The organism is Bacillus cereus group sp. BfR-BA-01331, from assembly GCF_022663915.1.
GTDB lineage: Bacteria > Bacillota > Bacilli > Bacillales > Bacillaceae_G > Bacillus_A > Bacillus_A mycoides.
This window is the reverse complement of record NZ_JAKUGJ010000003.1, coordinates 217,726-244,260: the sequence shown is the minus strand read 5'-3', so window position 1 is coordinate 244,260 and position 26,535 is coordinate 217,726. Positions and strand designations below refer to the sequence as shown.

Genomic DNA, 26,535 nt, shown 5'->3' with positions numbered 1-26,535 from the left:
TCTTTACGATTTATTATCGAATTAAGTTCACAACTTCATTTAATACTTCATCTGAAATTTTGATTACTTTCGCATTTCCTTGGAATCCGCGTTGGTATAACATTAAATCAACGAATTCTACAGATAAATCTACGTTTGCACCTTCTTGTGCACCACCACGTATTTTTCCTGCACCGTTTTGGCCCGATGCACCTAACGCTAAAATACCAGTTGTATTCGTCGCTGTATAGTTACCATTTCCCGTTTTCATCAAACCGCCTTCATTCGGGAACATCGCAACAGCTAATTGACCAGCAGATTTCATACTTCCATCAGAATATTTTACCATCACATATCCACCGTCAGCAATAAAGCAATCTTTAACAGTCGCCGCTGCTCTACCATCTACATCTGTTACTGACAATGTTTTATCTGTTGGATGATTCGTTAAATGACTTAAGTCTAACTTTATAGAGCCACCATCAAATGGAATATTGGCCCCTTGCTCTTTCGGAGTTGGATTTCCAACAGCATCAAATGTCATATTACCACCTGCACCTGGAACATCCTCAAACTTTGTATCCTTTTTCGAGTCATTACGCATCTGTACTTTATATGTATAATTGTGTTCGCTTGTTTGTGTAAATTCTACACGCATTGTCCATGTATTACCGGCATTATCGTATACAGGTAAGTCTTGCGTAATTTGTTTTTCACCAGTTGGAATATTCCCTTTAATTGTCCCTTGCGATGTTCGAATACCACCAATTGCCGTCCCCATTGGAATTTGCAATGGGCCTGGAATACCAGATAAATCAACTTCACCAGTCGCCTCATTAGCAGGGTATGCGAATACGTATTGACCTTCTGTGTTCGTAATATAATAATCTGAAGATATTCCAAACGTACCTTTACGCGTAAATTCCATGTTTCCGCCTTTTGAATCACCTACAACGAAGAAACCATTACCTTCCATTGCAGCTTGTGTTTTGCCACCTGTTAACGTAATTGTACCATCACTATAATCCGTAACCGTACCACTCATTTTCACACCGTTACCGATACTTTTCGGATTCGTTCCTGCGTATTTACCGTCACCTTTTGCACCAATTGAATTGTTATATAGTAAATCATCAAACATTGCTTTTTGTTTTTTATAACCAACCGTTTGTGCATTGGCAATATTATTTGAAGTTACACTTAATGCATTTTGTGTTGCGTTCATTCCTGTAATACTTGTATATAACGCTTTAATCATAACGTATGTACACTCCTTATGAATTTGTAGTTTTTACTTCTTCAGTTACTTTTTGATCGTCTTTCTTTGCATCTTCTGGATTCGTTTCTCCAATCGGTTTATCAGACACTCTTTCAACGAAACGAAGAGATACTACTTTATTATTAATAACGAGCTGTACATCGTTATTTTCTGCAAGGCGAACTGTCTCTACTTGACCAGTTACTTTGTTCCCTTCACCGTCAATACCTCTTACGTATTTCCCTAAAAATTTCATTCCACCATCAAGCGCTGTCGAATACATCGTCGTTCTTAAAGAATCAACTGCTTTTGTCATATTTTGCACTTGTTCCATAAGAGATAACTGCGCTGTTTGGTTCATCATTTGATTCATATCCATCGCATTGAACGGATCTTGGTGCTGGAAACTCGATAAAAATAATTTTAGAAAATCGTCTTTCCCCATTACACCAGGAGTTTTTTGAGCACTTTCTGATACTCCGTTTGTTTGTTGAACTGGCGATTGTACACCGTTAACAGGTGCATTACTTTTTTGCGCTCCTGCCTGCAATGGAATATGATTTGTACTCGTTGTGTTTAATCCAACTGTTGGCACGCTTTATTCCTCCAATAATCCTGCAAATTCTTTCGATTCTTGTTTTTCTTGCTTCGTACTTGCTAATTTTTGTTTTTGTCTTTGCTCTTGTTCTCGCTGTTCTTTACGTTGTTCATCTTTTTCTGAATAACTTATTTGAATATTAATTTCTTTTTCTTTTAATTTCAGCTTCAATTCGTCAAAAATTATTTCAACACGCTTTTTCGCATCGTGTTTTTCCATTTCTACATGGACTTCAATTTGATCTCCATGCTTTTTCATAAATACAGTTAATGAACCAAGTTTCTCTGGATTTAGCTGGAATAAAACACGTTCTTGTTTCACTACAAACTTTTGCAGAGCCTCTACTTGTGCTTCCATTTTCTTGCCTAAGTCAGGTAATGTAACCTTCTCAGCTCCACTATTTTGTTTTCCTATTTGATCAGTCCCCGTTGCCTTATTTAATAATTCAGCTCCGGCCGAACTTGAATCGTTTAATTGATCGACTTCTGGTAACTCTAACTTCACATCATCGCTTTCAGCTTTCTGGAGTTCTACTTCCTTGGACTCCTCTTGTTTCTTTGCGATATTACAAGTTTCTGTTTCTACGACTTTTAATACTTGCAACGTTTGCTCTGGCATCGTCACCTTGTCTAGCACCATTTGCATTGTATCTTCTAAACATATGGCATTTTTAATATTCATGTTAGAAAAAAGCTCTTGTAATTGCTGTAATTCAGCTGCGGGCAATTCGTTCAGTTTAATATTTCCGTATTCTTTATATAACGCCTGTATTTTTTGTATGTATTGATATAACAATTCTGGCTGCATATGCAATTGCTCAATTGCAACCATCTGCTCAGATACAGCTAACAATAACTGTTCTGTCTCTTTCTTTTCTTCTTTCTTTACAATCGGCTCTTCTTTCGTTACCGTTTTTTTTGCGAGAATATATTCTTTCTTCTCTTCTTCTGGTGCTTCTTCTCGTTTCGGTTTCTCCGTTTTCGGCTGTTTTTTATTTTCAATTCTCATTGTATTATCGAATGAAGAATTTTCATTTTTCGATTGTACTTCTAGCCCTTTTTCTTTTTGCGGAGGTAAACTTTGCTGCACCGGTAATACAAACTGTATCACTACATCCACCTCATCCGTTCATACACATTTTTAAATCAAGAAGCATTTTTTCTTCCAGCTTTTCTTTTACTTTCGCAAGCTTCTTACAATCTTCTTGATACATTTCATCAATGACACGTTCTTTTTCTTTTATTTGCTCTAAAAGGCTTTCATTTTTTTGAATAAAACCTTCTGTTTTTTTAATTTTTCGATTCCATTCTTCTATTCTTTCAGGTGAAAATGTATGTGAAGACAGCATACCAGCCATAATACGTTGTCCCGTTTGTACAACCTTATTGCGTGATTTCACAACATATAGATCATATTCTTTTTTTCGTTCTATTTTTCTTTTTTCAGCTGTTAGTTCGTACACTTCTTTCAAGATATGTTCTTTCTCTTGATTAATCTGCAATTTAATCGTGTCGTACTGCTGTTTATTCACCTGTTTTCATAGCCCCTTCCTATTATAACGTTACCTTTTTCTATTATATAGTTTTTTTACAAAAAAATCTGTGAAATATTAAAAAACAAAAAAATAAGACCCCAAGGCATGAGGTCTTATACAATATGGTGCATCGCTTGGACAATATCTTCAAAATGAAAACTATCCGTTCGACCTTGTTTTAAAAACGTATTTATACCTTCTACTTTATTTTTACATTCAAAAATATAGGCATTTTCTTCATTCTCTTGAATTGTTCCTAATTTGAAATACAATTCATTTTCTTTATAAATAGATAAAATTTTTCTCATTTCATTTGCAACCTGCCAATGGTTCGGCGATACGATTTCTTCCATAATTCTACTTACCGAATCTAGTACAGAGATTGCAGGGTAATGACTAAGCGTTGCAAGCTCACGCTTTAATACAATATGTCCATCTAAAATACCACGCGCCAAATCTGGTACAGGACCATTTAAATCGTCACCATCAACGAGTACTGTATAAATACCTGTTATGGATCCTTTTTGTGTTTTTCCTGACCTCTCTAATAACTTCTTCATATAACTTTCCATTAACAGTGTTTTACCACCGATTGGTAATTCCTTTACTGCAATATCAACACTTCGGCGTGCGTCAGCAAAGCGTGTAACAGAATCCATCATAAGTAGTACGTTATTACCTTGATCGCGGAAATATTCGGCAATTGATGTTGCAAGCTTTGCAGCGCGAAGTTGCATAAGATGACTTTCATCTGACGTCGCTACAACAACGACGCTTTTTTTCATACCTTCTTCGCCTAACTCTTTTCGAATAAAGTCTTTTACTTCCCGGCCACGCTCACCTACTAAACTAATAACGTTAATATCAGCTTTTGCGTTTTTCGCAATCATTCCAAGTAAAGTAGATTTACCAACACCTGATCCAGCAAAAATACCTATCTTTTGACCGATCCCAATCGTTAACATAGAATCAATTGATTTAATTCCCGTTTCAAATACATCTGTAATTTCTTCACGCTCAAATGCATGAATCGGCGGTGCATCCAATTTTATTTTTTGCAGTGGAATGTTCTCGGCATCTTCGTTTAACACTTTTCCATTTGCACTTAACACTTTACCAAGTAAATGATTACCACGGGGAACAACGACATCTTCTGTAATTAATGTAACTGCATCTCCGTAACATACTTTTTCTGTCTGTCCAAATGGAAGTAGCATATTATTTTCTTTTTCAATCGCAATTACTTCACATAAGACACTATGTTCTCCAACGAGACAAACATCTCCAATCTTTGCTTTCGGACCTTTCGCTACAAAAAACTGCTCTTGTACACTATGAACTTTGCCAACTTTCGTATAAAACGGTGTTTCAATAAATGTATTCCATTTATTATGTTCATTCATTAGCTCGTTGTTCATACATTTTGCTCCTCAAACAACTTCTCTTCTTCCCACTTATGACGAAGCTTCGCAAATATAGGCGCAAATTTAAACTCAAAAAACTCTTTCTCTTCTTCCAGAACAAATTCGCCAAACTGTAAAGAAAAATCATACTTCCATTCTACTAATTGTAGTAGCCAATACTCTTTCGTATTTTCTTTCTCTTCTTGTATACGTTCAAATGTTTCTGGATGAACCGTTATAATTAATTTTTCAAATGAAGTAGGCAATGTTTGCACGATGCCTGTTAAAATCGGCAAAACGTCTAATAAGCGCGAATCTACCGCTTGATTCACTACTTTTTCTGCTAACTGAAAAGATTGATTCCATAATAACTCTGTCCATTCGTATGCTGTTTCTTGTTGTTCTTTTTGAAACTGTATACGCGCTGCTTCCATCTGTTCCATTTGTTCATGAATATGCATTTGAAACTGTTCTTTATCTTGCAACAACTGCTGACGCTCTCGTTCTAGCATTTGCTGCTGCTGCCTTAGCTGATTCATTTCAATATGTAATGCATCTTGCTGTGCAAGAAGTTCTGCATGATCCACTTGTATCTCTTCTTCAATGTGAACTGATACTGGTTTCGGAAATTGTAATTCATACGTTTCTTCAGAAAAAGAAACAGAATTCTTCGGAATTCTGTTTTTAAATAAGGACATCATCTTCACCTCTTTGAACGATAATTCTTCCTTCTTTTTCTAACTTTTTCACCGTACCTGTAATCGTTTGTTGTGCTTTTTCAGCATCCGTCATCTTAAGCGGTCCTAAGCCATCTAACTCTTCAAGAATCATCTCTCTACGGTTTGAAGACATACATGTAAATAGTTTCTCTTTAATTTCTTCTTTTGCAATTTTAAGTGCTTTCGCGATAACACCGTTATCTGTAATTTCCTCTAATACACGGCGAAGCGCAAGATCCTCAAGACCAAGTAAGTCTTCAAAGACAAACATATTTTCTTTAATTTTCTCAGATAACGCATAATCGACTTCATCCAGCTTTTGAAAGACTGTTTTTTCAACGCCTCGTGAAACATTATTTAAAATGTTCACTATTGTTTTCAATCCATCTGTTTTATTAATAGCACTAAATGCCATATTATTTAATTTTGCTTTTAATAACTCACCAATTTGATTAATTAATTCACCATCTACTTGTTCAAGCTTTGCAATACCCATTACCGTCTCTACACGTTTATGATCTGGTAATCTCTCAATTAATTGAGAAGCAAGTTGCGGCTTAATATAAGAAGCAATAATCGCTATCGTTTGTGGCGATTCATCATTAAGCACTGTAAGAAGTGGCTCTAAATCTGTAAGTGAATTTAAGAATTCAAATGGATTATCTTTGTTATACCAAAGGTCTTCCAATAATTTTTCCAACTCGTCTTCTGGCATATTTTTAAATATACGACGAATGTATTCTTTATCTGGAGTTACTAAATTCAACTCTTTTACATTTAGTTCGTACAAAAACTCCCCTAGTACATTTTCTAACGTTTCTGGTTTATATACACGAAACTTCGCGATTTCGCGAAGTAACACTTCTTTTTCCTCAGCCGTCATATATTCAATGACTTTTGCTGCCACCTCTTCGTTTAATGTACGAATGAGGATGGCAGCTTTCTCTTTGGAGGAGATTTCATCTAACATTGTTTTTCCTCCCTTACTGTCCGTTTAACCATTTTTTAATTACTTTTGCAGTACCTTCTACATGCTCTTTCGTAGCTTCCTGCACTTGATCATCTAATGTAGGTTCTGATGGTTCTACCGGTTCTGGCTTTGGCTCTGGTACTATTTTTTCTTCAGGAATTTCCAGGATACTTTCACTACTAGCAGCAATTTCTTCTTCTGCTAAGTATTCTTCATATTCCTCTTCTTCTCTCTTTTTCTTACGTCTTGCTAAGAAGAACCATACTAGGCCAATTAGTGCTAGCAAGCCAGCTGTAATTCCACCGAATAACCACCAGTTCATACCACTTTTTTCTGGCTCTTTCTCTTTTTCAACTTTCGGCTGGTCGAACTGAACAGTTACAACGTTAACTTGACCGTTTGTAAAGTTTCCATTCGGATCAGCTTGCAGTCCAGCTGCTATTCCAATTGCTTCTTTAAATGTTGTCATATCAATTTTTCGCTTTACTAACGTATCGTTATCTACCCATACAACAACATTTGTTTTTGTTAATTCCGGATGTTTCTTAATTGTTTCAACTGTTTTATCTATTTCATAGTTTTCAATTTTGTTACCATTTTTATTATCGTAGACAACTTTACCGTTTTGATTATTGTTCGTACCGTAGTTCGGCACTTCACCGTTCGCTGTAATACCCGCACCTTGCTTCGTATCTGCTCCTTCTTGCGCAGTAGAGCTTTCCTCTTGCTCTTGTTTACTGCGAAGTACACCTTTATCGCCATATTTTTCTGACTGACGTGTAACTTCATCATAATTTACAGACACTTTCGTATTCACTTTATATTCATTTGGCTTAAACATCGTCATTAATGTCGTATCAATATCTTGCTTTAATTTACCTTCAATTTGTTGTTGCATCTCAACTTCTTTTTCATAAGAAGAGGAACTAGTAGAATGTGCTTCATCTGCTCCTTTCGAGATAATACCTTTTTTGCTATCAATAACACTTACTTCTTCTGCTTTCACCCCAGGAACTGCAGCACTTATCATTTGCTGTATACCCGCAACTTGATCAGCTGTTAATAGTTGTCCACGTTTCACACCAACAGTAATTGCCGCTGTCCCTTTCGCTTTTTCCTCATCAAAAATTGTTTCTTTTTCAGGTAATGTAATTTGCACATTTGCCGTTTCAACTGTCGCGAAGTTTCGTACAATATCTTGCTCCAATTGCTTTTTCGTGCCGACAATCTGCTTCATTTTCTTATCTTGTTCACTTGAACCGAGTGAGCTTTCTAATAGAATTTCCTCACCGCTTTTTGAATTAAACGGCAAGCCCATTCCATTCATTTCTTTTCGAACCCATGGAGCATCGTTCTTTTGCACTCGAATCGAACCATCGGCTGCTAATTGGTAATCAACACCTAGCTTCGATAATTCTGCTGTAATCTCTTGCTTATCTGTATCATTTAAATTTTGATATACAACAACATATTTATCTGGCAAGGTGAAGTATAAAAGTGCTCCTGTTGCAATCGCTAAAAGCGCAGCACCAATCACTAACTTATGCCACGTTTTCAACGATTGGAAAACATTTTTTATCTTTTCCATTTAAATACACCCGTCCATTTTCCTAAATTTGCATATTAATTAGTGACTTATAATTTTCAATAAGATTATCGCGTACGAGAGCAGCTGTTTTCATTTGTGATTCAGCTTTCTTCTGCTGAATTAAAACGTCATGCGTTTCTCCTACCCCTTTTGTCAGTAAATCATATACTGCTGTTTGGGCATTATTTTGCGTTTGATTCATATCTTCCAATAAATCAATAAACTTTTTGCCTTCAACTACAGATGTTTCTGAAGTTTTCTGTGTGCCAATCGGCTGAATCGCTCCAAATGGCTGTGTATTTAACATTGGTTGAATTTTCATATTTCCCCTCTTCCCTCTTATCCTCGGCCGATTTCTAAATCTTTATCGAGCATTTTTTTGTTCGCATTTAATACACTTGTATTTGCTTCATACATTTTTTGAGCAACCATTACATTCGTCATCTCAGCTGTCACATCAATGTTCGGATAACGTACATATCCTTCTTCATTTGCATGCGGATGCGTCGGATCATACACAAGATTTTCATTTCGATCCGTTTCAATACTTTTTATTTTCACTCCGTTAGTAGGAGCTCCATCTAGCATACTTGCAAAACTATTATTTGATTCTAATACTACACTTCGACGGTGATACGGCTCTGCACCCGGTGCTCCCGTCGTATTTGCATTTACGATATTGTTAGAAGTAACTTCCATCCATTTTCTCGCTGTAGTTAGCCCTGAACCACTTGCATTAATTGCCTGAAACATCTTTGTCTCTCCTTTTAACTATTAACGTCCACGTGCTGCTTGGTTAATAGCGTATTGCGTATTAATTGCATTAATTGAAACACCGTATAATTGGTTTGTCTTCATTAAATCTAGCATTTCTGTCGTTACATCAACACTGTTTCCATCTTTATTCGTTTGCATTGATTTCGTTTGAATCTTTGCGTATGTATTTTTCGTATTTGCTGTCGGTAAGTGCATTACATTCGTTTGATATAAATCTGGATTACTCTTTAAATCCGCAGTATTTTTTTTGTATAATGCACTGCTCATATTCATTTGCTCAGCAAATGTTACATCTTGTGCTTTATAGCCAGGTGTATTCGCATTTGCAATATTACTAGAAACCGTATTTCGCTTCGTTACTAAATAGTTCATATAATGACTTACATCACTAACTAAATCTGGCATATTCCACACCCTTCCTTTTCCATCATGCTCGTTTAGCGCATGATCATCCACTGATGGAAGTTTCACTTTATTATTCATTTTCCTATATGTATTTATTTATTAAAATATTATCTATTTTGTACCCTTACATATTTTATTCCATTTTTCCATTGTTGTCTTTAGAAAAATACAAAAATATAAAAAAGAATATAAAAAACTGTATACGCGTAGTAATCCATGTAACATTTTGATATATAGACAATAAAAAAGAGCTTCCATACACTTCTCTCCATAAAATAAAGACATCTTATTTTTCATTGTTTGGATTATTACCATTCTTTTTATTACAGTCATAAAGTGAAACCTCAATCAGCGGAACGCCTTATTCAAACAATGGAATGGATCCCCTTTTAAAAGGGGTATCCATTTCCATACTTTCCTATTAAAATTTACCGTAAAACGAATTCGCTTTCATTCGTCCATCATTTGTCATAATCATTTCTTCCAAAATCTTTTGCTTATCTCGAATATGCTGTGCTGCCTTAATTATTAATGGACTCACTTCCGCTGCAACATCTGCGCGCGTCTCTTCATCCAATGTCATCATCCAGCGATTTAACATTGCACTCTTCTCAGCAAATTCCCCATCTGATACTTGCAATTCTCCGATTTCATTAAAACAGCCGACAAACGCTCGATAAATATCATTGTTCATTTTCAAGTGCTCCGCGGTAACCGTCTATTAAATCTTGTAACACTTGCACAATCGCATCCATGTCTTTTACTTCACGCGTTACTTTCATCGTCTGAATTTGGATGCTAATCCAATCGTATAAACCGAATAGACTATCATATAAATCTTTAGTGATCTCTGGATTTAATTGAAGCTTTAACTCTTCAAAAATACGTTCTAATTTTTCAAGAAGCGCGTCTCCTTCTTGCAATTTAAAACTATTTAAAAGTTCTTCTAAATTACGAAACTCAACGATACATCTTTCATAAATAAAAATTGTGTTTTTAATTGGATTACTCGTCATAATATCATTTTGCATATAACGTTGCCATGCTTGCATACAATCACTTCCTTAACTTTCATTAATCATCACTTTTTTGTTTTGTCATTGCTTTAATTGTTTTCAGCTGGCTATCAAGCGCCGCTAATGTACTTTCTAATTTTTGATACTTTTTCACAATTTCATCTTGCTTTTGCAAGTTCTGCTTCTCAATATCTCTAATCTTTTTATCTAAATCACTTACACGTGAGTCAATGTTCTTTACTCGCTCTCCGACTACACCTTTATCACCAAATAGTCTTTCAAGTGGCTCTTCCATCATTTTACCTAAACCGTTAGAACCAAAGAAAAATTGCTTCGCTGCATCTGGTTTTTCTTTTAGTGCTTGTGTTAATTTTTCTTCATTAACTTCCATCGTCCCATCTTGCTTTAATTGGATACCAAATGAAAATAAATAATTATCATCTTGCGAGAATGTCACGACGTTATTCAACGCTTGACGTACGCTTTGCATAATTACCTGTCCTTGGAAAACTCCATCTTTCCCAGCAAAAAGATCCACTGTAGAAACTGCTTTATTATACTCTGCTACCATCTTTTTAATAATATTGGCTGCGTCTGTTACGTTGGAATCACTTACCGTAAATTTTAAATCTATCCCTTTTGCTTTTGGATCTGTTGTTGTACCTGCATCTGGTGTTCCTTCTACTTTCGGCTCAGTCACCTTTAACAATTCAATTTTCACGCCCGGAAGAGCTTCAATTGTATTTGTAAAACTTTCAGCTCCAATACCATTAATACTATATTTGGCATTTTGTGCTTCATTAATTGTATTGACTGCTGTCCCATCCGCCTTAACTAAACCAATATCTTGAAACAGTGTAGATGTGTTCCCTGAAAAATCAATTTTCCCATCTGTTCCTTCTTTTTTCGAGGACATAAAAATTTTATCTCCAAGTGTATAAGCCGATACGCCATAATCTCCATCATTAATTTTATTTATTAAATCTTTATATGTCATATCAGTTGTTACTTTTAGATCTTTACCGCCTAGTTTTAATATTTCATCTTTAGGAAGTTTTGCATTTATATCAGCAATCTTATTAGAAGCTATTTGATGACGCTGCGCAAGCTGTGTAATCGTCATATTAAAAGTCCCTGCAATCGCTCCACCATCAGCTTTTACATTAATGTAACCGTCTTGTGTCGTTGTAACTTTTTTCTCATTCCCTTTAAAAGCTGCTAAATCTTTAAACACTTGAGTAAAAGGGGTAAATTGTGTCTTTAAACTTGCATATACTTGTTTATCTTGCGTAAGTTGTTGCTTCTCAGTAGTATATGGTGTTTTTCTCATATCTAACGCTTGCATTTCTAATTCTACAAAGTTAGAAGTATCGATCATATTATTTCCGAGGTTCCAAATCTGTTGTCTACCACCAATACCTGTTAACGTCCCTGCCATATTTCTCACTCCTTATTGTTTACATGTAATCTAAAATGCTCGTTTTACTCATCGTACTAACTGCTTTAAGCGTTGCTTCATAAGTTGCATTAATATAAGCTAGGTCAGAAATTGCTACCGCTAAATCAACATCTTCAATTTCTTTACGATTTTCTTGAAGCGCTAAATTTTGCTCGCTTAAAATCGTTTTAAACGTCTCCATCGTGTTCATAGTTGAACCAACTTCAGTTGTACGGTTAATGACGCTATCTAAGTTTTTCTTATTTTCTCCTAATAACGGTTGTAACGCTTTTTGGTCACCATTTTGCATCGCTTCACTCATCTGTTTTAACGTTTTTATAACCGGGGATAATAATGCTTCTCCGTTACGAAATGCTTTTAATTGATAACCGTCATTTAGTTGCCAGTTCACATCATTTTTTCCACCTTGATACGTACCATCTTCTGTAAATGGAGCTTGTTCAGCACTATCCCCACCGAAAATATAACGGCCTTGCTCTTTCGTATTCGCTAAATATACAACTTGTTTTAAAATTTGATCAATCTCTGCACCGATTGCCTTCAATTCTTTTTCGCTATTTGTCCCATTTAACGCTTGCACTGTTAATTGATCCGCTCTTGTTAAAGATTTAAAAACACCTTGTAAAGTATTTTCAGTTTGTGTTAATACATTTTTCGAATCCGCTAAATCTTTTTGCATTTGTTCAATATTTGCTAACGAATGCTGAATCGCAAATGATTTACTTGCCGCAAGTGGGTCTTCGCTCATAAAAAGATTTTTTTTCCCAGAAGTTACTTGATTTCGATGATATTGCTGCTGCACATTCAAATCCATCATCTGATTCTTTGCCCAGTTTGCATTTTGAAATGTAGATACTCTCATCTTTACCTTCTCCTTTATCTATATTTGAATTGGTGCGAAGAAGAAACCTCACCTATATACAGCTATCCTCTTCCCTCATAAAAAAGACTTTTTCGTTTTCATTTAATTTACATGGGGGAGGACGCTTGCTAAACATGGCTATTCTCCCCCTTAACTTCCCATTCAACCATCTCATATCTCTGGTCTAACATGGCTTGGTCCACTAAAAGGCTCTGTCCGCTTCTACCCTGCGCCGGACCCTCTCTTCCATCACAAAAAAAGCTTTTTCGATCCTTCTACATGTTATCTAATAATCGAAAACAAACTATCAAACACTTCATTCATCGTCGTAATAGCTTTAGAGTTTGCGACAAAATATTTTTGGAAAGCCATTAAATTAACCATTTCTTCTTCCATATTTACGCCTTCAATACTCATTTTTTCTTGTTGAATACCTTCTAATAAATCTTTATGAATATTTTGATAAGCATTCACTGCACTTTTATCAGAAGCTACACCAACTATAAATTGGTCTAATGCTTGTTTATAAGAAAGACCTTCTTTATAATCTCCCTCTGTAATTCCTGCTAGTTTATTTGCTGTTTCAGCAGAGATTTTCATTTTCGAAACATCTTTTGCGAATTCAGGGTTTAACTGAATATCTTTCGCATAATCTCCAACGAAGAAATCTTTTCCCATCACTGTATTCACTTGACCTTTTACAGAACTCATTAATTCTTCAAGGTTTTTTTTATAACTAGCAATCTTCCCTTTCGTATCTATTGCTGATTGAATGGCTCCACCTGTTAAAGGAATATCCGATCCATAAATCGCAACAGACATTGGTTCTTTTTCTTTATTTAATTGAAGTGGATATGTATCTTGTCCATTTACTGTTAAAACACCGTTCATTCTAACACTCGCGATATTAGGATTCATAGATTCATAAGATACTTCAATATTGGCATACTTAGACATCTCTGTAACGATGCGATCACGTTCGTCTAATAGTTGATTAGGTACTTGTGTCCCTGCTTGTCCAATTTTTTTATTCGCCTCTGCTAAACTAGCACCAAGACGATTAAATTCATTCACATGTGCTTCAATATCTTCTGTCGTCTGTGCTTCTGCTGTATCTAAGTTTTTCGCAAGACGATTTATCTGACTTGTGAACTTCCCAGTTTCAGAAACTAATGTATCGTAGTAGTTTGGTTGTTCTGGATTTTTTGCAACTTCACGAAAAGCATTGAAGAATCCATCCATTAAACTAGATAATGAATTTTTCCCTGTCGTTCCTACCATAGACTCTACTCGCGATAAAGTAGAATTCATATATGCGTAGTAAGAGAACTGTGACAACTGATCATTAAATTGCTTCGTTTTCACTTCATCTGTAATACGGTCAACTCCTAATGTTTGTACACCATAACCGATTCTCTGTTCAGGCGTATGACCGTTACTTGCTCCAACAGATCCGTAATTTACCATTTGACGAACATAACCCGGCGTATGAATGTTAGATAAGTTTTGTTTTGTCGTTTGTAATCCCATTTGGGCCGCTAGCATACCAGATAACGGCGTATTATAATCAGATAATCTCATAATGCTTCACTTCTCCTTTACAATAGTTCATTCATAAAGATTTGCGAATTATTGTTTTTCTCCAAATTGTATTCAGAAACGGAATCCACAATACTTTCTGTAGTTTTTAATAGTACGTTTAAGTAATATTGATTTTTCAAAAGAATCATTTTTACATTTTCTTCTAATTCATTTAAACTTTTTTGTAATTCTTCCATTTTTTCATTTTCTTCCTGTGAAAAATACGAAAATAGCGAACGCATACGCAGCGGTTCAACTTGTTTTTCTTTACAAAGCTGAACAACCATTTCCTCAAAAGATCGCGATAATCCTTTAACACCTTCTATGTACTGCAATTGCTCTACTTGCAACTTTTGAACTGCATTTACATTTTTATTTTTTAAATTCTCATATATTTGTTCCCCAAGCGTTTGAATATTTTCATATGCCTTTTGAATAATAACGAGCTTTTCATATAATTGTATGTACATATAGCTTCCTTTCCTTTACAAGACTAAATTTACAATCAAACCATGAATTTCTCCAATTTGATTTAACATTTCTAAATGCCCTGTTTTCGTATTAATTAAATTCATAACATCTTCTAACTCAGTTAATCCCATTTCAGCTTGTTTTACGATCGTCATTTTCTGCGAATATCCGTAACGCGGATGACGAGACATAACATCTTTATACTGCAATACGTTATCAACGTAAAAATTCAAAAATGATTTTACAGTATTTTTGTATTCCATTACATTATCGAGCGTTAACTCTAATTCGATTTTCTCTTTAATTTCTCCAATGTTATCAACAAGTGCTTCCATTTGTTCTAACAATTTATCGTTTTTCGGATCTGCATGCAAATTATCCGAAAAAGCAAGTCCTGTCCTGACATTTGCTTCTTTCGGCATTTGAGTAGCAGGCGGTATATGCGATAAAATTGGATTATGCGAGATAGAACGCAGCATATATATCACCTATTTATTTTTTTATTTCCTTCTAAACTTAATCGTAAAATCTAGTTATTTATAATTATACTCTGTACAATGATATTTTGCAGTTATTTTTTATAGAAGATATGTTACAATTTAGCATGAGGTGGCACAAATCTATGAATATTTTTCTTTGTGGTTCAAATCAATTAACAGCATTAGATCAGGAAGAAATAAAAAAATTTTTAATTGACTATGCTCACAAACATAAAATTTACATATTATGTTATAAATCTATTGAAAATGAGGTTCTTCGTTTCTTCATTGAAAACGAAAGACTTGCTCAAAATTTATGTCTTTACACACTACAACCGTTACAAGTATTAACAGACGAATTTCAAGAAGTCGTTGATTACTTAAAAAAACACGGAGCCGAGTATATTGCTTTTGATCATCCTTCCGACTCCATTTATCGATCAGATTATATGTTTTTTGTAAAGCAAATTGTCGAAGATACCGATTTAGTTCTCTGTTTTTATAACGGAGATAAACATACGTCTGTCATTCCCGTTGACGTTGCAAAAGAAGCAGGAATTGATGCTGTTATTTATGATTTACCAGGCTTACATGAAAAGCAGATGAAAAAAAGCTTTGAACAAAAAATTCGTATGATGTAAAGGGGGAGGCACAATATCGTTATTGTGCCTATTGTAAATATGATAACTGAACAAGATTATAATCAATTTGTCGTAAGTTTTAAACAGCACTTTAATATGGATATCACTTCCTATAAGCAAGATAGAATGCGCCGAAGAATCGACGCTTTCATTTCGAGAAAAGGTTTTGACAATTACACAAATTTTTTAAATAATTTACGCACCGATCAAACATTATTTTTAAGTTTTATTGACTATATTACAATTAACGTATCAGAGTTTTTCAGAAATAAAGAGCGCTGGCAAACGTTAGAGACGAAAGCTCTACCAAAGCTACTTGAACAAAATAACGGTAAATTAAAAATTTGGAGTGCTGCTTGCGCTGCCGGTGAAGAACCATATACACTTTCTTTAATATTATCGAAGCATCTAGCTCCGTTTCGTTATGACATTCAAGCAACGGATCTTGATTTTCATGTTTTAGAAACTGCAAAACGTGGTCAATATACAGAACGCTCTTTGAAAGAATTACCTAATGATTTAAAACAACGTCATTTCACAAAAGAAGATGATACATATATATTGCATCAAAATATTAAACAGCAAGTTACATTTAAACAACATGATTTATTAATGCAGACATTTGATACGAACTACGATTTAATCATTTGTCGAAATGTAATGATTTACTTTACAGAAGAAGCAAGAATAAAGCTTTATGAAAAGTTTAGTCGTTCTTTACGAAAAGGCGGCGTACTATTCGTTGGTAGCACAGAACAAATTTTAACACCCGAACGCTACAACCTTCAGCGTTTTGATACATTCTTCTACGAAAAAATATAGAAAAAGGTCGTCATAATTGAAATGACGACCTTTTTTTATTATATAATACGAATCAATATGATACCTATAACCCATATAAAGAGAAATAGAGCTGTAACAGACCATTTATGCTCTTGAATCGTATGTTTCAACGCATGCGATAATTGCGTCATATTCATTTCTGCAAGTGCTCTCCACACACTCACATCACGTTCTTTAGAAATACGATCCGTACCGCTAATTAAAATTGTTTCGTTAGACAATTTTGTCATGTAAGCTGTAATAACTGTTATCATTAAATTCGTATTTCCTTCTGATGTATCTTGTTCCACTCTAGAAATGAGCGCACTTACATCAAGTAACGGAATATGCACTTTTCTTCCAAACGAAAGCTGCACTTCAGCGAAATCATACGTTCCGTCTAATAACGGAACTCCCTTTATATGAGCTTGTTTAATAAGCCCCTGTAAACTTCTAACAATTTGTTCATATATTTTTTCCGATTGCTTTCCTTCCTCGGACAACATATGTAACTTTGAAAACAACTGCAACACGGTATCCATTTCCTTAGAAAGCATTTCTTTTACAATCTTTCCATCACCTAAACTTGCAAGCAAAATCCCTATTTCATTGTTTTTCGAAATGATTTTGGGCTGCCCAGTAATCACAAGGTTACTCCGCTTTCGTTCTTTCTGAATTTCATGTTCTGAAATAGCTGCAGGCTGTTTTAATGGTTGTAGCGTCTTATTTTGAATTGTCGTACGTTTAATTTCCATTTAAGCGCCTCCACTACTATCAAATTATTAGCCCCATTCTTTATTACTCTTTAAAACTAAAAACAGTACAAATAATCCTGACATAACAGCAAACACATTAGAAGCCTGTACTCCCTGCTCACTTTTTTCCTCTTTCTTTTCTTGTTGTTCTTCTATTTTCTCTTTCTTTTTAGAAACGACTTGATTGTCATTTCCGCTTTTTTTCTCTTTATGAACCTTCACATTATTTACTTCCTTATTGTCTGTCGCTGGCTCTTTTATAACGTAGTTGATTTCCTCTTTCTCTTTCAACGGCTCTTTTATAAAATAGTTTACTTTCTCGTCTTGCTTTGGAATTTGAATAACTGGAAGTTTTTCTTCTGGAAGCGGCATCTCTATTTTCGGATCTTCCTGCTTCTCAATTTCTTTCTTATCTTCTACTTCATTTTGATTCTCTTGCTCTTCTATCTTTTCATCATCTTTCACTTTTTGTTCGATGATAGAAACGATATATTCACTCTCTGTCAAAAGTTTGTTACCTGCCCCATCTGTTACTTCCACAATAAGTTGATGCGGCCCAACAGGTAAACCTTCTGTTATTTCAAATATTTTCTGCCAATCCATGTCGCGTTTATTATAGTCTAATAAAAAAGTAATATCGTTACCGTCTTCTTTTCCTTTTAATATAACGCGCACTTCTTTAACAACCGATTCTTTATCTACCGTTTGTACTCGTATATGAACGGATTCTCCCTTTTTCCGTTCAATTAAGTTCCCTTTTGCCTCATCAATACTAACTTTCTCTAACTTTGGCAATTCTTTATCTATAGTTGGTGCTTCATTGTTTATACGAATGAGCGGGACATTTAATTCGTTCTCTATTACTTCTTCCTTCTCATCTTCTTTATAGCTTTCAACAAGCCTAAGGTTCCAATCACCTTGTAAATCATATATTCCGGCCTTATAATTAGCGATCCATCGCTTCGTTTCTTCTTCATACTCAAAAGATATTATTCTCTCTTGTCTGTACTGCTCACCATTTTTTTGTAATTGTAATATACCTTTTACACTTTGAATGTTTTTTTCATTTGATTCTACAGTAATCCGCACTTCTTCGCCAACCTTTAGCTCCTGCTTATTAACTGTAATAACCCCTCGGTCAGTTTCTATCGTTCTTTCTTCTTTTTTTTCTTTTCCTTGCTCATTTTCTACTGCTTTTTTTTCATCTTCAACCGAGGGCATTTCCACTTGTTCTGGCTGTTCCTGAACTTCTTTATTTTTTCCCTCTTGGTCATTCATTTCGCTTATATTTTGATCTTGTACACTTTTTTCTTCTGCCTGCCCTTGCGATGGTAAAATTATACATATATGTAAGAATAGCCAACTAACTAGAAAAAACTTTACGTTTTTCATCTATTTGTTCAAACTCCTATTTTGACGCCTTATAGCGATTTCGTCATTTTTACTCCGAAAAACCCATCTACATTTACAAGTTCTCCATACGCCACTAATACATCGTTCACATAAATTTGAATCGGTTCATCAATATCTTCATCAAGTACGACCGCTTCATTTTCTTGTAGACTTAAAATATCTTGAATTGTTCTCACTGTACTTCCAAATACAAATTTAACATTCATTTCTACATTTTGTAGAATAGATGTATCCATATATACTGGCTCAACTTGCTTGACTTCTTTATATTCAATTGGCTGTACGACTGGTGCAGGAATTTCTTCCTCTTCAACAACTTCCTCAACTATTTCTTCTTGCTCTTCCACCATCGGATATAGAAGTCTTCTAACCATTTCTTTCGCTTCTGATATCGGTAGTATTTGATACATCTTTGATTGAAGGAGATCACCAATTTCAAGATTAAAAGTAATTTGAACGAGTTCGTCAACTGCCATCGACTCTCCCAAATATTCCATTTCTTCTTTTAAAGAAACAAATTTAACGTCTGGTGGTGTCATATCCATTTTTTCTTTAAACATTTCTGACATCGCTGTTGCAGCATGCCCCATCATTTGGTTCATAATTTCTTTAATGCCACTTAACTCTAATTCACTTAGCTCTTTCTCCGGATCAATTTCACCCGTTCCCATCATCATTAAATCTACCATTGTTAAAGCAACATCTTTCGTAAATACGAATACATTCTCATTTTTTAGTCCTTCAACAAAATCGACATTTAAAATAACAAACGGAACCGGTACTCCTTCATAATGACGAACATTAATCGCCTCTACATTTGGTGTACTAATAGTGACAGGCTGATTTAAAAGCGTCGATAGTACTGTTGAAGCCGAACCGATTGAAATATTCGCAATTTCACCAAGCACATCTTTCTCTTCTTGTGTTAATTGCTCTTTTTCTACATGCTCTTCTACAATCTCAGTTTCCTGCACTTCCGCCGGCTCATCTATTTCTTCTTCCACACCACCAGATAATTGTAACAATTTATTTATCATTCGCTTCGCATGTTCAACTGAAACAACCTGTACAAGCTGAGAATTCACAAGATTATCTATTTTTAATTCAAACGATACTTTAACAACCATATTATTCCCATTAATACCAGAAATCTTCTCCATCTCTTCTGTAAGTTGCACAACTTTAATTGTTGGCGGAGACATGTCTACCGTATCTTGGAAGAATTCTGACATAGATGTTGCTGCGAATCCCATCATTTGATTCATAGCTTCTTGTACTGCACTTAGCTCTAATTCACCAAGCTCTTTTCCCTCTTCAACTTCACCTGTTCCCATCATCATTAAATCAGCAATAGATAAAGCAACATCTTGTTGAAGAACAAGAAGATTTTCCATATCTAATCCTTTTGTGAAATGGATATTTAATACAACATGTGGAATTTCAACATCACTTGTATCATATAAATCTACCAATTCTACTTGAGGAGCAGTAATACTTACTTGCCTATTTAAAATTGTTGATAATACAGTCGAAGCTGAACCAAATGATATATTAGCAATCTCACCAAGAATATCGCATTCTTGAGGCGTTAAATGTTCATTTTCTTTTTCTAGCACAATTGTGCCAGTATCCCCTTTTGTGTGTTGCTCAGGCATTTTTCCTGCCTCCTCATTTTTGTTTTTCTATCAAATGATTTAAACTCTCTATTACACTCGTTATATTTTACCAAACTTATCATCCGAATTGTGAACATGTATTTATTTCCACAATATGTGTAAACGACGGTTTTCATATACTTATATTATTAGTTCTACCCAAAAAGCTCCCCAATTGTATACAAGTGGGGAGCTTCCTTCATTCCTATTATAAACCTTCTGGGTTTAAAATGAGGACCACTCGTCCATCACCGAGAATTGTCGCACCAGAGAAATAGTTAGAGCTCTCTGCAAAGAAATCACCTAATGACTTTAAAACTATTTCTCTTTGACCGATAATTGTGTTTACGATAAGTCCATAGCTACGATGTGTATTACGAACAATTAACACAGGAACCATTTGACTATCATATGATGCGAACGCCTCATCTACTGTTTTTTCACCAAATACAGTACTTAAATGTTTCACTTCAATAATTTGATTGCGATAGTTTAAAACGTCTTTCCCTTGTAACGATTGTATGTCTTCTTTCTTAATTCGAATGGCTTCAGCAATATTGCCAAGAGGCAATGCATAACGCTTATCATTTGTTTGAACAAGCATTGATTGAATAATAGACAATGTTAAAGGAAGTTCAATTCTGAATGTACTTCCTTTTCCTTCTTCAGAATCAATAATTAAATGCCCACCTAAACTATGAATCGTATGTTTAACAACATCTAATCCAACCCCACGTCCAGAAAGGTCAGATACAACTTCCGCTGTACTAAATCCCGGTTGGAAGATAAGATCAAACACTTCACGATCCGTTAATTTATTTGCCTCTGATTCCGTTACAACACCATTTTTTATCGCTTTTTCTAATACTTTTCCTTTATGAATACCATTTCCATCATCAGTAATTTGAATTACGACATGATTTCCACTATGAAACGCCTCTAATTTAATAGTACCTGTCTCATTTTTCCCGGCATCACGTCGGTTTTCGACAGTTTCAATACCATGATCAATTGCATTACGAATTAAATGAACGAGTGGATCACCAATTTCGTCAATAACAATTTTATCAACTTCAGTATCTTCACCTTTAATTTGTAAATCGATTTTTTTACCTAAATCTTTCGCTAACATACGTACCATACGCGGAAAACGATTGAAGACCGTTTCAATTGGTACCATACGCATATTTAATAATACATTTTGGATATCTTTTGAAATATCCCCTAATCGATTTAAATGCTCGATTAACTCTTTATTTTGAATCGTTTCTGCTAATTCATCAATTCGTCCACGCTCAATTACACTTTCTTCAAACATATTCATTAATCTTTCGATTTTTTCTAACTGAACACGAATAGAACGATTCTCTACTTTAGCATTTTTCGTTTTTGTATTACTTTTAGCCGGTGTAGTACTAGCTGTTGGAGTTCGTGCCTCTAGAGATGGATCCAGCTGCGTTGCTGCAATAGATTGTACGATTCCTTCTTCAGCTATATTTCCTTGCTTCACTTCTACTTTCTCAATTTCAGAAACGTGAAGCACCACCTGTTTCAATTCTTCAACACTACGATCAGTATCCATATATACTGTAAACTCAAATCCAAAAGCATCCGCTTCGATTTCTTCAATGCTTGGAACCGTTTTTTGTATATCCCCTACATTTTGTAATGCTTCAATACACATAATGGCACGTACTGCTTTTAAAATGGCTTGTTGTTCGACGGTTATATATACTTCATGTGAAACTGTATCATCATTGTTTATACTACTTTGCTCTACTTGTTCCATAGAAGCTTCTACATTCCCATTTAATAATGCTTCTAATTTATGCTTTGTAGATACAACATCAATATTACCCATTCCGCCCTGCTGCACATCTGTAACCATCTTTTCTAAATTATCAATGCACTCAAAAATAACATCAATAATATTAGCATTCACCATCATATTTCCATGACGGATTTCGTCTAAAACATTTTCCATCTTATGAGTTAAATCTGCCATTTCCGCAAATTCCATACTCGCAGACATACCTTTAAATGTATGAGCTGAGCGGAATATTTCCCCTACAACACCCATATCTGCAGGATTCTGTTCTAAATTTAGCACATTTTCATTTAGCGACTGTAAATGTTCTTCTGCTTCTTCAAAAAATATATTTAATAGATCTGTTTGCATTTTAATCCCCTACCTGTCTAACAAACATTTCATTTATGTATAACAATTTAGTGTTTTACAACGAGAAAAAAGGGGGCCACACGTCTATCCGCTATCATTGATTTGATTCTTTGTGGCACCCCTTCTATATTAGCTATTTGCTACTTTTGTTAAAGCTTCGATAACACGATCGGCTTGGAATGGCTTTACAATAAAGTCTTTTGCCCCGCCTTTAATTGCATCTAATACCATACCTTGTTGTCCCATTGCAGAACAAATAACAACCTTTGCACTCGAATCAATTTTCATAATTTCTTTTAATGCTTCAAGTCCGTCCATTTCTGGCATAGTAATATCTAGTGTTACAATATCAGGTTGAAGTTCTTTATACTTTTGAATCGCTTCTACCCCATTCTCTGCTTCACCGATAACTTCAAATTCTGAATTACTTTTTAATAAGTTTTTAATCATTGTTCGCATAAACATTGCATCGTCTACAACTAAAATTTTATGTGCCATTCTTTTTGGTTCTCTCCCTCTATGTATAAATATATCTTAATATTTCACCTTATCATTCTCACTCATTATACAAAATAAAACGAGAAAATTTAATATTTTTTTAAAAGAATTTCTGTATTTTTATTATTTTATTAATAAAATGGAAATATATTATTCTTTAATATATATTACAACGCGCCGGTTTTTCTCCCAATTTTGCGGTGAATCATTTGATGCTACTGGTTTTGTGTCCGCATATCCTACCGCTGCTAATCGTTTATCATCTACATTATACACTTCAATTAAGTGGTGAATCATATTAGCTGCTCGTGCTGAAGATAATTCCCAGTTGGAAGGAAATTTTTCATTATGAATCGGTCTACTATCTGTATGTCCTTCTACAACAATTGGGTTTGGTACCGATTGAAAGAACCCTACTAATTGACTAATTACTTCTTTTGCTTCCGGCTTAACATTCGCATCGCCTGTATCGAATATTAAGTTATCTACTATAACGATGCTAACACCTGTATCTTCTCGATATACATTCACTTGACTAACACCATTATTATCTACATATGCTTTTAACTTTTTATACAATTCATCCATTCGTTTTTTTGAAACTGCTTTTTCATCATTTTTTTCATGTGAAATATCTGGTATTGTACCTTCCATTACTTTCGCATCCACTTGTTCTGCATCACTAAACTTTTCAAGCATCTTCGATAATTTTACTGTATCTTGTTTTGATGTAGCAACTAATAGTACAAAAAAAGTCAATAACAACATCGTTAAATCAGTAAAAGTCGTCATCCAACGAGGCGATCCTTTTTGCGGTCGTTTTATCATCACCATACCACTCCTTGAAATATTAGGCTGCTCGTTTTTCTTTTTTTATCTTCGTTTCATATACGTATGTATCAAGTTTTAACTTTAACTTAGAAGGAATTTGTCCTCGGTAAAGCTCTGTGATTGCTTCTATTACAAATTTCTTCTCTGTATACAAATCTTCAATGCCACGATACACTTTTTCAGATAACGGTATTGCAATCATGTTTGCAATAACAGATCCATACAATGTCGTCAACATAGCAACTGCCATTCCTGTACCAATTTGCGATGTATCTTGCAAGTTTTGCAGCATAATAATAAGACCAATTAAAGTTCCTATCATACCCCACGCTGGAGCGAAATCACCAATCTTATCTAATAATGTTGCTCCTTTTCTTAACTCATATACTTCTGTTTCAACATCTCTCATTAATACTTCTTTTAATTCTGCTTCATCATATCCACTTAACATTAAACGAATCCCCTTTTGAATAAAAGGATTGTCTACTTGCTCTCCATCAACTTCTAACGAGAGTAAACCATGTTTTTTAGACTTCCTTGAAAAATCAACGAACAAATCCGTTAACTGTTCTAGATTTTCCTCTCTTCTATGTAAAACAGTAAAAATACTTTTCGTATATTTTTTTATTTCTCCAAATCTATATGCCACAATAATTGTCGCTGTTGTTCCCCCTATAACGATCAAAATAGATGAAACATCTAAGAAATTTTTAAAAGCTTTTATTCCACCACCGCCAAGCATGATCGCTGCAATTAAAATAACGAAACCTACTACAATGCCAAAGGGGCTAGAAATATCAAACTTCCTTTTTTTCCTTTGCGGTCTAGCTAATCCTTGATTTTCGTCTCCCATATTCCTGCCCTTCCTTTTTCGTTTTCGTAAAACATTTTTTTATTTTAATAATGCGTTTTCACATATAACAATCATTATACGCGTATCATCTATTTATCGCAATATACTCATTAAATTGACACATTTCATTTCTATATTAGAATTATAGTATGGAAATATGAGGAGGATCACGATGGAACATAACATTTTACAAGTCATTGCATTAGCAGAAAAACTAAAATATGAAATGCGACATAGTTGGCTTTCTAACGGACGTCAAGAAAGTGTTGCTGAACATACATGGCGTATGTCCCTAATGGCTATCTTAGTTGAGCCTTATTTGGATCAAAAAGTAAATATAGAAAAATTACTTAAAATGGTTATTATTCATGACCTTGTCGAAGCAGAAGCTGGTGATATTCCTGCCTTTGATACGATGAATAGCCGTGAATTACAATTACAAAAACAGAAAAATGAGCTAGAGGCCATTTTAAATATTAAACGTACACTAGAAGGTCCTCTCGGCGTGGAATTATACGATTTATGGATGGAGTTCGAAGCGAAAGAAACGTATGAAGCAAAAGTTGCTAACGCACTTGATAAACTTGAAGTGAAAATTCAGCATAACGAAGCTGATATTGATACTTGGCTACCAATTGAGCATAAAATGACTTTCCAAGTTGGTAAACATACAGATTTTGACTCTTTCTTATCTAGATTACAAAAAATCATTGAACAAGACGGAGAAAAAAAATTACTAGCTGCTGGCATTGACGTTGAAGCATGTAAACAATAACCATTTAATTATGAAATAAGACACTCAAAATGAGTGTCTTATTTCATAATTGTTGATATTGCCTGCTTATAAATAAGTTGTTGTTTTCCATCTACTAATATTAATACTGTAAATCTATCTACTCCAACTACTTCCCCTACTATTCTTACTCCGCTCTTTAAAAATATAGTAACTGCACCTTTTTCTTCTTTTATTTGTTTATACAACTCTTCTTGTAAATGTTCCAATAACTGTTCTCTCCTTTATCAGTAAATAATCCTAATATAAAAAATTAAAGATTAATCACTTACATACTTTGTCTTTTATATCCATAAACTTATTAATTAGTATATCTAAATCCCGACTAAATAACAAAACTTTATCATGATCTAATCCATGCCTAGCAACAAGTTGAATTAACTCTTTCTTTTTGTGTTCTATTTTATTGTGTAATTGTCCCATCTCCATCTCTATACTAAAACTCCCTTTTCCCATAATATTACTTGTAAAATTATAGTACATTTCCACTCATAAAAAAATAAAAAAATGGCTTTTTTTACAAATTTTATATTTATGAAAAGAAACTTTAATGTAATTGTAAGTTATATACCCCTTTCATTTGCAATACATTCACCTAGTATACACTTCCATATTGTTTTACCATTTTTAAAAAAGCGCTATGAAACAAAGTAAATATCACATTTAAATCCGATCACAGGCTCTTGTCTAATTAGAAGTAAGACTTGCTCCTTTTCTAAATAAAAACATATCTTATAAAGTAATCCATTAGTTATATAGATTAATTTCCTAAAAAGGAGGAAAAAACATGAGCTTTGGTGGTAGTTGCGCTGGTTTCGGCGGTGGATTTGCTTTACTCATCGTGCTATTCATCCTTCTAATCATTATCGGATGTAGCTGTTGGGGTGGCGGCGGAGGGTTTTAAATATAATACGTATCCTTTTCGCTAAACTCTAAATGAATGAAATATGTTAACTAAAAACTATACGAAAACAGCTCATATTTGAGCTGTTTTTT

Annotated in this window: 31 protein-coding genes; 4 read left to right on the top strand and 27 right to left on the bottom strand. The window is 34.5% G+C overall.

The features are described 5' to 3' along the window. Window positions 1-13: 13 nt before the first annotated feature. The 18 genes from MR155_RS08000 to MR155_RS07915 form a co-directional block, all read right to left on the bottom strand. On the bottom strand, window positions 14-1,237 hold the full coding sequence (locus tag MR155_RS08000; protein ID WP_002086478.1) for a flagellar hook protein FlgE: 1,224 nt from the start codon (window positions 1,235-1,237) through the stop codon (window positions 14-16). A 16-nt stretch (window positions 1,238-1,253) separates the two neighbouring features. Beyond that, window positions 1,254-1,832 (bottom strand): flagellar hook assembly protein FlgD, encoded by a 579-nt coding sequence (locus MR155_RS07995; protein ID WP_002086480.1) that lies wholly within the window; start codon window positions 1,830-1,832, stop codon window positions 1,254-1,256. A gap of 3 nt (window positions 1,833-1,835) precedes the next feature. Next, window positions 1,836-2,945, bottom strand: coding sequence for a flagellar hook-length control protein FliK (locus MR155_RS07990; protein ID WP_242309141.1), 1,110 nt, complete (start codon window positions 2,943-2,945; stop codon window positions 1,836-1,838). 10 nt (window positions 2,946-2,955) lie between these two features. Then, window positions 2,956-3,366: a hypothetical protein gene (locus MR155_RS07985; RefSeq protein ID WP_012260670.1), complete on the bottom strand. Its 411-nt coding sequence runs from the start codon at window positions 3,364-3,366 to the stop codon at window positions 2,956-2,958. A 116-nt stretch (window positions 3,367-3,482) separates the two neighbouring features. After that, window positions 3,483-4,787, bottom strand: a complete 1,305-nt coding sequence (fliI, locus tag MR155_RS07980; RefSeq protein ID WP_002086485.1) for a flagellar protein export ATPase FliI — start codon at window positions 4,785-4,787, stop codon at window positions 3,483-3,485. After that, window positions 4,784-5,470: a FliH/SctL family protein gene (locus tag MR155_RS07975; protein WP_033706611.1), complete on the bottom strand. Its 687-nt coding sequence runs from the start codon at window positions 5,468-5,470 to the stop codon at window positions 4,784-4,786. Before MR155_RS07975 ends, fliI begins: the two co-directional genes overlap by 4 nt. Then, complete coding sequence (gene fliG / locus MR155_RS07970) at window positions 5,457-6,461, bottom strand: flagellar motor switch protein FliG (RefSeq protein WP_002030936.1); 1,005 nt, start codon at window positions 6,459-6,461, stop codon at window positions 5,457-5,459. Before fliG ends, MR155_RS07975 begins: the two co-directional genes overlap by 14 nt. A gap of 13 nt (window positions 6,462-6,474) precedes the next feature. Continuing rightward, window positions 6,475-8,049: a flagellar basal-body MS-ring/collar protein FliF gene (fliF, locus tag MR155_RS07965; protein WP_242309139.1), complete on the bottom strand. Its 1,575-nt coding sequence runs from the start codon at window positions 8,047-8,049 to the stop codon at window positions 6,475-6,477. Between the two features lie 22 nt (window positions 8,050-8,071). Further along, complete coding sequence (fliE, locus tag MR155_RS07960; protein ID WP_002064631.1) at window positions 8,072-8,371, bottom strand: flagellar hook-basal body complex protein FliE; 300 nt, start codon at window positions 8,369-8,371, stop codon at window positions 8,072-8,074. A gap of 17 nt (window positions 8,372-8,388) precedes the next feature. After that, window positions 8,389-8,802 (bottom strand): flagellar basal body rod protein FlgC, encoded by a 414-nt coding sequence (gene flgC, locus MR155_RS07955; protein ID WP_002030933.1) that lies wholly within the window; start codon window positions 8,800-8,802, stop codon window positions 8,389-8,391. A 21-nt stretch (window positions 8,803-8,823) separates the two neighbouring features. Beyond that, window positions 8,824-9,309, bottom strand: a complete 486-nt coding sequence (gene flgB / locus MR155_RS07950) for a flagellar basal body rod protein FlgB (protein WP_242309138.1) — start codon at window positions 9,307-9,309, stop codon at window positions 8,824-8,826. Window positions 9,310-9,652: 343 nt separating this feature from the next. Further along, complete coding sequence (locus MR155_RS07945) at window positions 9,653-9,925, bottom strand: hypothetical protein (protein ID WP_002086494.1); 273 nt, start codon at window positions 9,923-9,925, stop codon at window positions 9,653-9,655. Next, window positions 9,915-10,283 (bottom strand): flagellar export chaperone FliS, encoded by a 369-nt coding sequence (locus MR155_RS07940; protein WP_002086495.1) that lies wholly within the window; start codon window positions 10,281-10,283, stop codon window positions 9,915-9,917. Before MR155_RS07940 ends, MR155_RS07945 begins: the two co-directional genes overlap by 11 nt. 22 nt (window positions 10,284-10,305) lie before the next feature. After that, entirely contained in the window at window positions 10,306-11,685 is a 1,380-nt protein-coding gene (locus MR155_RS07935; protein ID WP_242309136.1) for a flagellar hook-associated protein 2, read from the bottom strand. Window positions 11,686-11,704: 19 nt separating this feature from the next. After that, window positions 11,705-12,568 (bottom strand): flagellar hook-associated protein 3, encoded by an 864-nt coding sequence (locus MR155_RS07930; protein ID WP_002086498.1) that lies wholly within the window; start codon window positions 12,566-12,568, stop codon window positions 11,705-11,707. 282 nt (window positions 12,569-12,850) lie between these two features. Beyond that, a complete protein-coding gene (flgK, locus tag MR155_RS07925) occupies window positions 12,851-14,149 on the bottom strand; it encodes a flagellar hook-associated protein FlgK (protein WP_242309134.1) in 1,299 nt (432 codons plus the stop codon). A 17-nt stretch (window positions 14,150-14,166) separates the two neighbouring features. Continuing rightward, window positions 14,167-14,619 (bottom strand): flagellar export chaperone FlgN, encoded by a 453-nt coding sequence (locus tag MR155_RS07920; protein WP_002064619.1) that lies wholly within the window; start codon window positions 14,617-14,619, stop codon window positions 14,167-14,169. A 15-nt stretch (window positions 14,620-14,634) separates the two neighbouring features. Next, a complete protein-coding gene (locus MR155_RS07915; RefSeq protein WP_002141107.1) occupies window positions 14,635-15,099 on the bottom strand; it encodes a YaaR family protein in 465 nt (154 codons plus the stop codon). Between the two features lie 143 nt (window positions 15,100-15,242). Between MR155_RS07915 and MR155_RS07910 the strand changes: the two genes are divergently transcribed. Next, on the top strand, window positions 15,243-15,740 hold the full coding sequence (locus MR155_RS07910; protein WP_002030924.1) for a flagellar motor switch protein FliG: 498 nt from the start codon (window positions 15,243-15,245) through the stop codon (window positions 15,738-15,740). A gap of 39 nt (window positions 15,741-15,779) precedes the next feature. Next, a complete protein-coding gene (locus MR155_RS07905; protein ID WP_242309132.1) occupies window positions 15,780-16,562 on the top strand; it encodes a CheR family methyltransferase in 783 nt (260 codons plus the stop codon). A 38-nt stretch (window positions 16,563-16,600) separates the two neighbouring features. On the opposite strand, the gene MR155_RS07900 is transcribed toward MR155_RS07905, so the two are convergent. The 7 genes from MR155_RS07900 to MR155_RS07870 all read right to left on the bottom strand — a co-directional run bounded on the left by MR155_RS07900 (window position 16,601) and on the right by MR155_RS07870 (window position 24,746). Beyond that, complete coding sequence (locus tag MR155_RS07900) at window positions 16,601-17,317, bottom strand: hypothetical protein (RefSeq protein WP_242309130.1); 717 nt, start codon at window positions 17,315-17,317, stop codon at window positions 16,601-16,603. Window positions 17,318-17,344: 27 nt separating this feature from the next. Next, on the bottom strand, window positions 17,345-18,709 hold the full coding sequence (locus MR155_RS07895) for a transglycosylase (RefSeq protein WP_242309128.1): 1,365 nt from the start codon (window positions 18,707-18,709) through the stop codon (window positions 17,345-17,347). A 29-nt stretch (window positions 18,710-18,738) separates the two neighbouring features. After that, window positions 18,739-20,385: a flagellar motor switch protein gene (locus MR155_RS07890; protein WP_002086512.1), complete on the bottom strand. Its 1,647-nt coding sequence runs from the start codon at window positions 20,383-20,385 to the stop codon at window positions 18,739-18,741. A gap of 208 nt (window positions 20,386-20,593) precedes the next feature. Next, the gene (locus tag MR155_RS07885) at window positions 20,594-22,564 is read right to left on the bottom strand and encodes a chemotaxis protein CheA (protein WP_002012065.1); all 1,971 of its coding nucleotides are present in this window, start codon (window positions 22,562-22,564) and stop codon (window positions 20,594-20,596) included. Between the two features lie 129 nt (window positions 22,565-22,693). Then, entirely contained in the window at window positions 22,694-23,062 is a 369-nt protein-coding gene (locus tag MR155_RS07880; protein ID WP_000940577.1) for a response regulator, read from the bottom strand. A gap of 150 nt (window positions 23,063-23,212) precedes the next feature. Continuing rightward, entirely contained in the window at window positions 23,213-23,890 is a 678-nt protein-coding gene (locus tag MR155_RS07875) for an OmpA family protein (protein WP_002012067.1), read from the bottom strand. A 22-nt stretch (window positions 23,891-23,912) separates the two neighbouring features. Then, complete coding sequence (locus MR155_RS07870) at window positions 23,913-24,746, bottom strand: flagellar motor protein MotP (RefSeq protein WP_242309126.1); 834 nt, start codon at window positions 24,744-24,746, stop codon at window positions 23,913-23,915. 172 nt (window positions 24,747-24,918) lie between these two features. On the opposite strand from MR155_RS07870, the gene MR155_RS07865 reads away from it, so the two are divergent. After that, window positions 24,919-25,521 carry an HD domain-containing protein gene (locus MR155_RS07865; RefSeq protein ID WP_002030912.1) on the top strand — a complete coding sequence of 201 codons (603 nt, stop codon included), beginning with the start codon at window positions 24,919-24,921 and terminating at the stop codon, window positions 25,519-25,521. A gap of 38 nt (window positions 25,522-25,559) precedes the next feature. Here the strand turns inward: MR155_RS07865 and hfq are convergent, their stop codons facing one another. Together hfq and MR155_RS07855 are read right to left on the bottom strand one after the other, a co-directional pair. After that, window positions 25,560-25,748 (bottom strand): RNA chaperone Hfq, encoded by a 189-nt coding sequence (hfq, locus tag MR155_RS07860; RefSeq protein WP_002012071.1) that lies wholly within the window; start codon window positions 25,746-25,748, stop codon window positions 25,560-25,562. A 55-nt stretch (window positions 25,749-25,803) separates the two neighbouring features. Continuing rightward, the gene (locus MR155_RS07855) at window positions 25,804-26,022 is read right to left on the bottom strand and encodes an aspartyl-phosphate phosphatase Spo0E family protein (protein WP_063217918.1); all 219 of its coding nucleotides are present in this window, start codon (window positions 26,020-26,022) and stop codon (window positions 25,804-25,806) included. 304 nt (window positions 26,023-26,326) lie between these two features. Between MR155_RS07855 and MR155_RS07850 the strand changes: the two genes are divergently transcribed. Continuing rightward, on the top strand, window positions 26,327-26,443 hold the full coding sequence (locus MR155_RS07850) for a YjcZ family sporulation protein (RefSeq protein WP_000007805.1): 117 nt from the start codon (window positions 26,327-26,329) through the stop codon (window positions 26,441-26,443). Window positions 26,444-26,535 lie beyond the last annotated feature (92 nt).

Excerpts from the sequence above, each read along its gene's own strand:
- MR155_RS08000 (WP_002086478.1), bottom strand. The coding sequence starts at position 1,237 with ATGATTAAAGCGTTATATACAAGTATTACAGGAATGAACGCAACACAA.
- fliI (WP_002086485.1), bottom strand. The coding sequence starts at position 4,787 with ATGAACAACGAGCTAATGAATGAACATAATAAATGGAATACATTTATT.
- MR155_RS07975 (WP_033706611.1), bottom strand. The coding sequence starts at position 5,470 with ATGTCCTTATTTAAAAACAGAATTCCGAAGAATTCTGTTTCTTTTTCT.
- fliG (WP_002030936.1), bottom strand. The coding sequence starts at position 6,461 with ATGTTAGATGAAATCTCCTCCAAAGAGAAAGCTGCCATCCTCATTCGT.
- fliF (WP_242309139.1), bottom strand. The coding sequence starts at position 8,049 with ATGGAAAAGATAAAAAATGTTTTCCAATCGTTGAAAACGTGGCATAAG.
- fliE (WP_002064631.1), bottom strand. The coding sequence starts at position 8,371 with ATGAAAATTCAACCAATGTTAAATACACAGCCATTTGGAGCGATTCAG.
- flgC (WP_002030933.1), bottom strand. The coding sequence starts at position 8,802 with ATGTTTCAGGCAATTAATGCAAGTGGTTCAGGGCTAACTACAGCGAGA.
- flgB (WP_242309138.1), bottom strand. The coding sequence starts at position 9,309 with ATGAATAATAAAGTGAAACTTCCATCAGTGGATGATCATGCGCTAAAC.
- MR155_RS07945 (WP_002086494.1), bottom strand. The coding sequence starts at position 9,925 with ATGAACAATGATATTTATCGAGCGTTTGTCGGCTGTTTTAATGAAATC.
- MR155_RS07940 (WP_002086495.1), bottom strand. The coding sequence starts at position 10,283 with ATGCAAGCATGGCAACGTTATATGCAAAATGATATTATGACGAGTAAT.
- MR155_RS07935 (WP_242309136.1), bottom strand. The coding sequence starts at position 11,685 with ATGGCAGGGACGTTAACAGGTATTGGTGGTAGACAACAGATTTGGAAC.
- MR155_RS07930 (WP_002086498.1), bottom strand. The coding sequence starts at position 12,568 with ATGAGAGTATCTACATTTCAAAATGCAAACTGGGCAAAGAATCAGATG.
- flgK (WP_242309134.1), bottom strand. The coding sequence starts at position 14,149 with ATGAGATTATCTGATTATAATACGCCGTTATCTGGTATGCTAGCGGCC.
- MR155_RS07920 (WP_002064619.1), bottom strand. The coding sequence starts at position 14,619 with ATGTACATACAATTATATGAAAAGCTCGTTATTATTCAAAAGGCATAT.
- MR155_RS07915 (WP_002141107.1), bottom strand. The coding sequence starts at position 15,099 with ATGCTGCGTTCTATCTCGCATAATCCAATTTTATCGCATATACCGCCT.
- MR155_RS07910 (WP_002030924.1), top strand. The coding sequence starts at position 15,243 with ATGAATATTTTTCTTTGTGGTTCAAATCAATTAACAGCATTAGATCAG.
- MR155_RS07905 (WP_242309132.1), top strand. The coding sequence starts at position 15,780 with ATGATAACTGAACAAGATTATAATCAATTTGTCGTAAGTTTTAAACAG.
- MR155_RS07900 (WP_242309130.1), bottom strand. The coding sequence starts at position 17,317 with ATGGAAATTAAACGTACGACAATTCAAAATAAGACGCTACAACCATTA.
- MR155_RS07895 (WP_242309128.1), bottom strand. The coding sequence starts at position 18,709 with ATGAAAAACGTAAAGTTTTTTCTAGTTAGTTGGCTATTCTTACATATA.
- MR155_RS07890 (WP_002086512.1), bottom strand. The coding sequence starts at position 20,385 with ATGCCTGAGCAACACACAAAAGGGGATACTGGCACAATTGTGCTAGAA.
- MR155_RS07885 (WP_002012065.1), bottom strand. The coding sequence starts at position 22,564 with ATGCAAACAGATCTATTAAATATATTTTTTGAAGAAGCAGAAGAACAT.
- MR155_RS07880 (WP_000940577.1), bottom strand. The coding sequence starts at position 23,062 with ATGGCACATAAAATTTTAGTTGTAGACGATGCAATGTTTATGCGAACA.
- MR155_RS07875 (WP_002012067.1), bottom strand. The coding sequence starts at position 23,890 with ATGATAAAACGACCGCAAAAAGGATCGCCTCGTTGGATGACGACTTTT.
- MR155_RS07870 (WP_242309126.1), bottom strand. The coding sequence starts at position 24,746 with ATGGGAGACGAAAATCAAGGATTAGCTAGACCGCAAAGGAAAAAAAGG.
- MR155_RS07865 (WP_002030912.1), top strand. The coding sequence starts at position 24,919 with ATGGAACATAACATTTTACAAGTCATTGCATTAGCAGAAAAACTAAAA.
- MR155_RS07855 (WP_063217918.1), bottom strand. The coding sequence starts at position 26,022 with ATGTACTATAATTTTACAAGTAATATTATGGGAAAAGGGAGTTTTAGT.
- MR155_RS07850 (WP_000007805.1), top strand. The coding sequence starts at position 26,327 with ATGAGCTTTGGTGGTAGTTGCGCTGGTTTCGGCGGTGGATTTGCTTTA.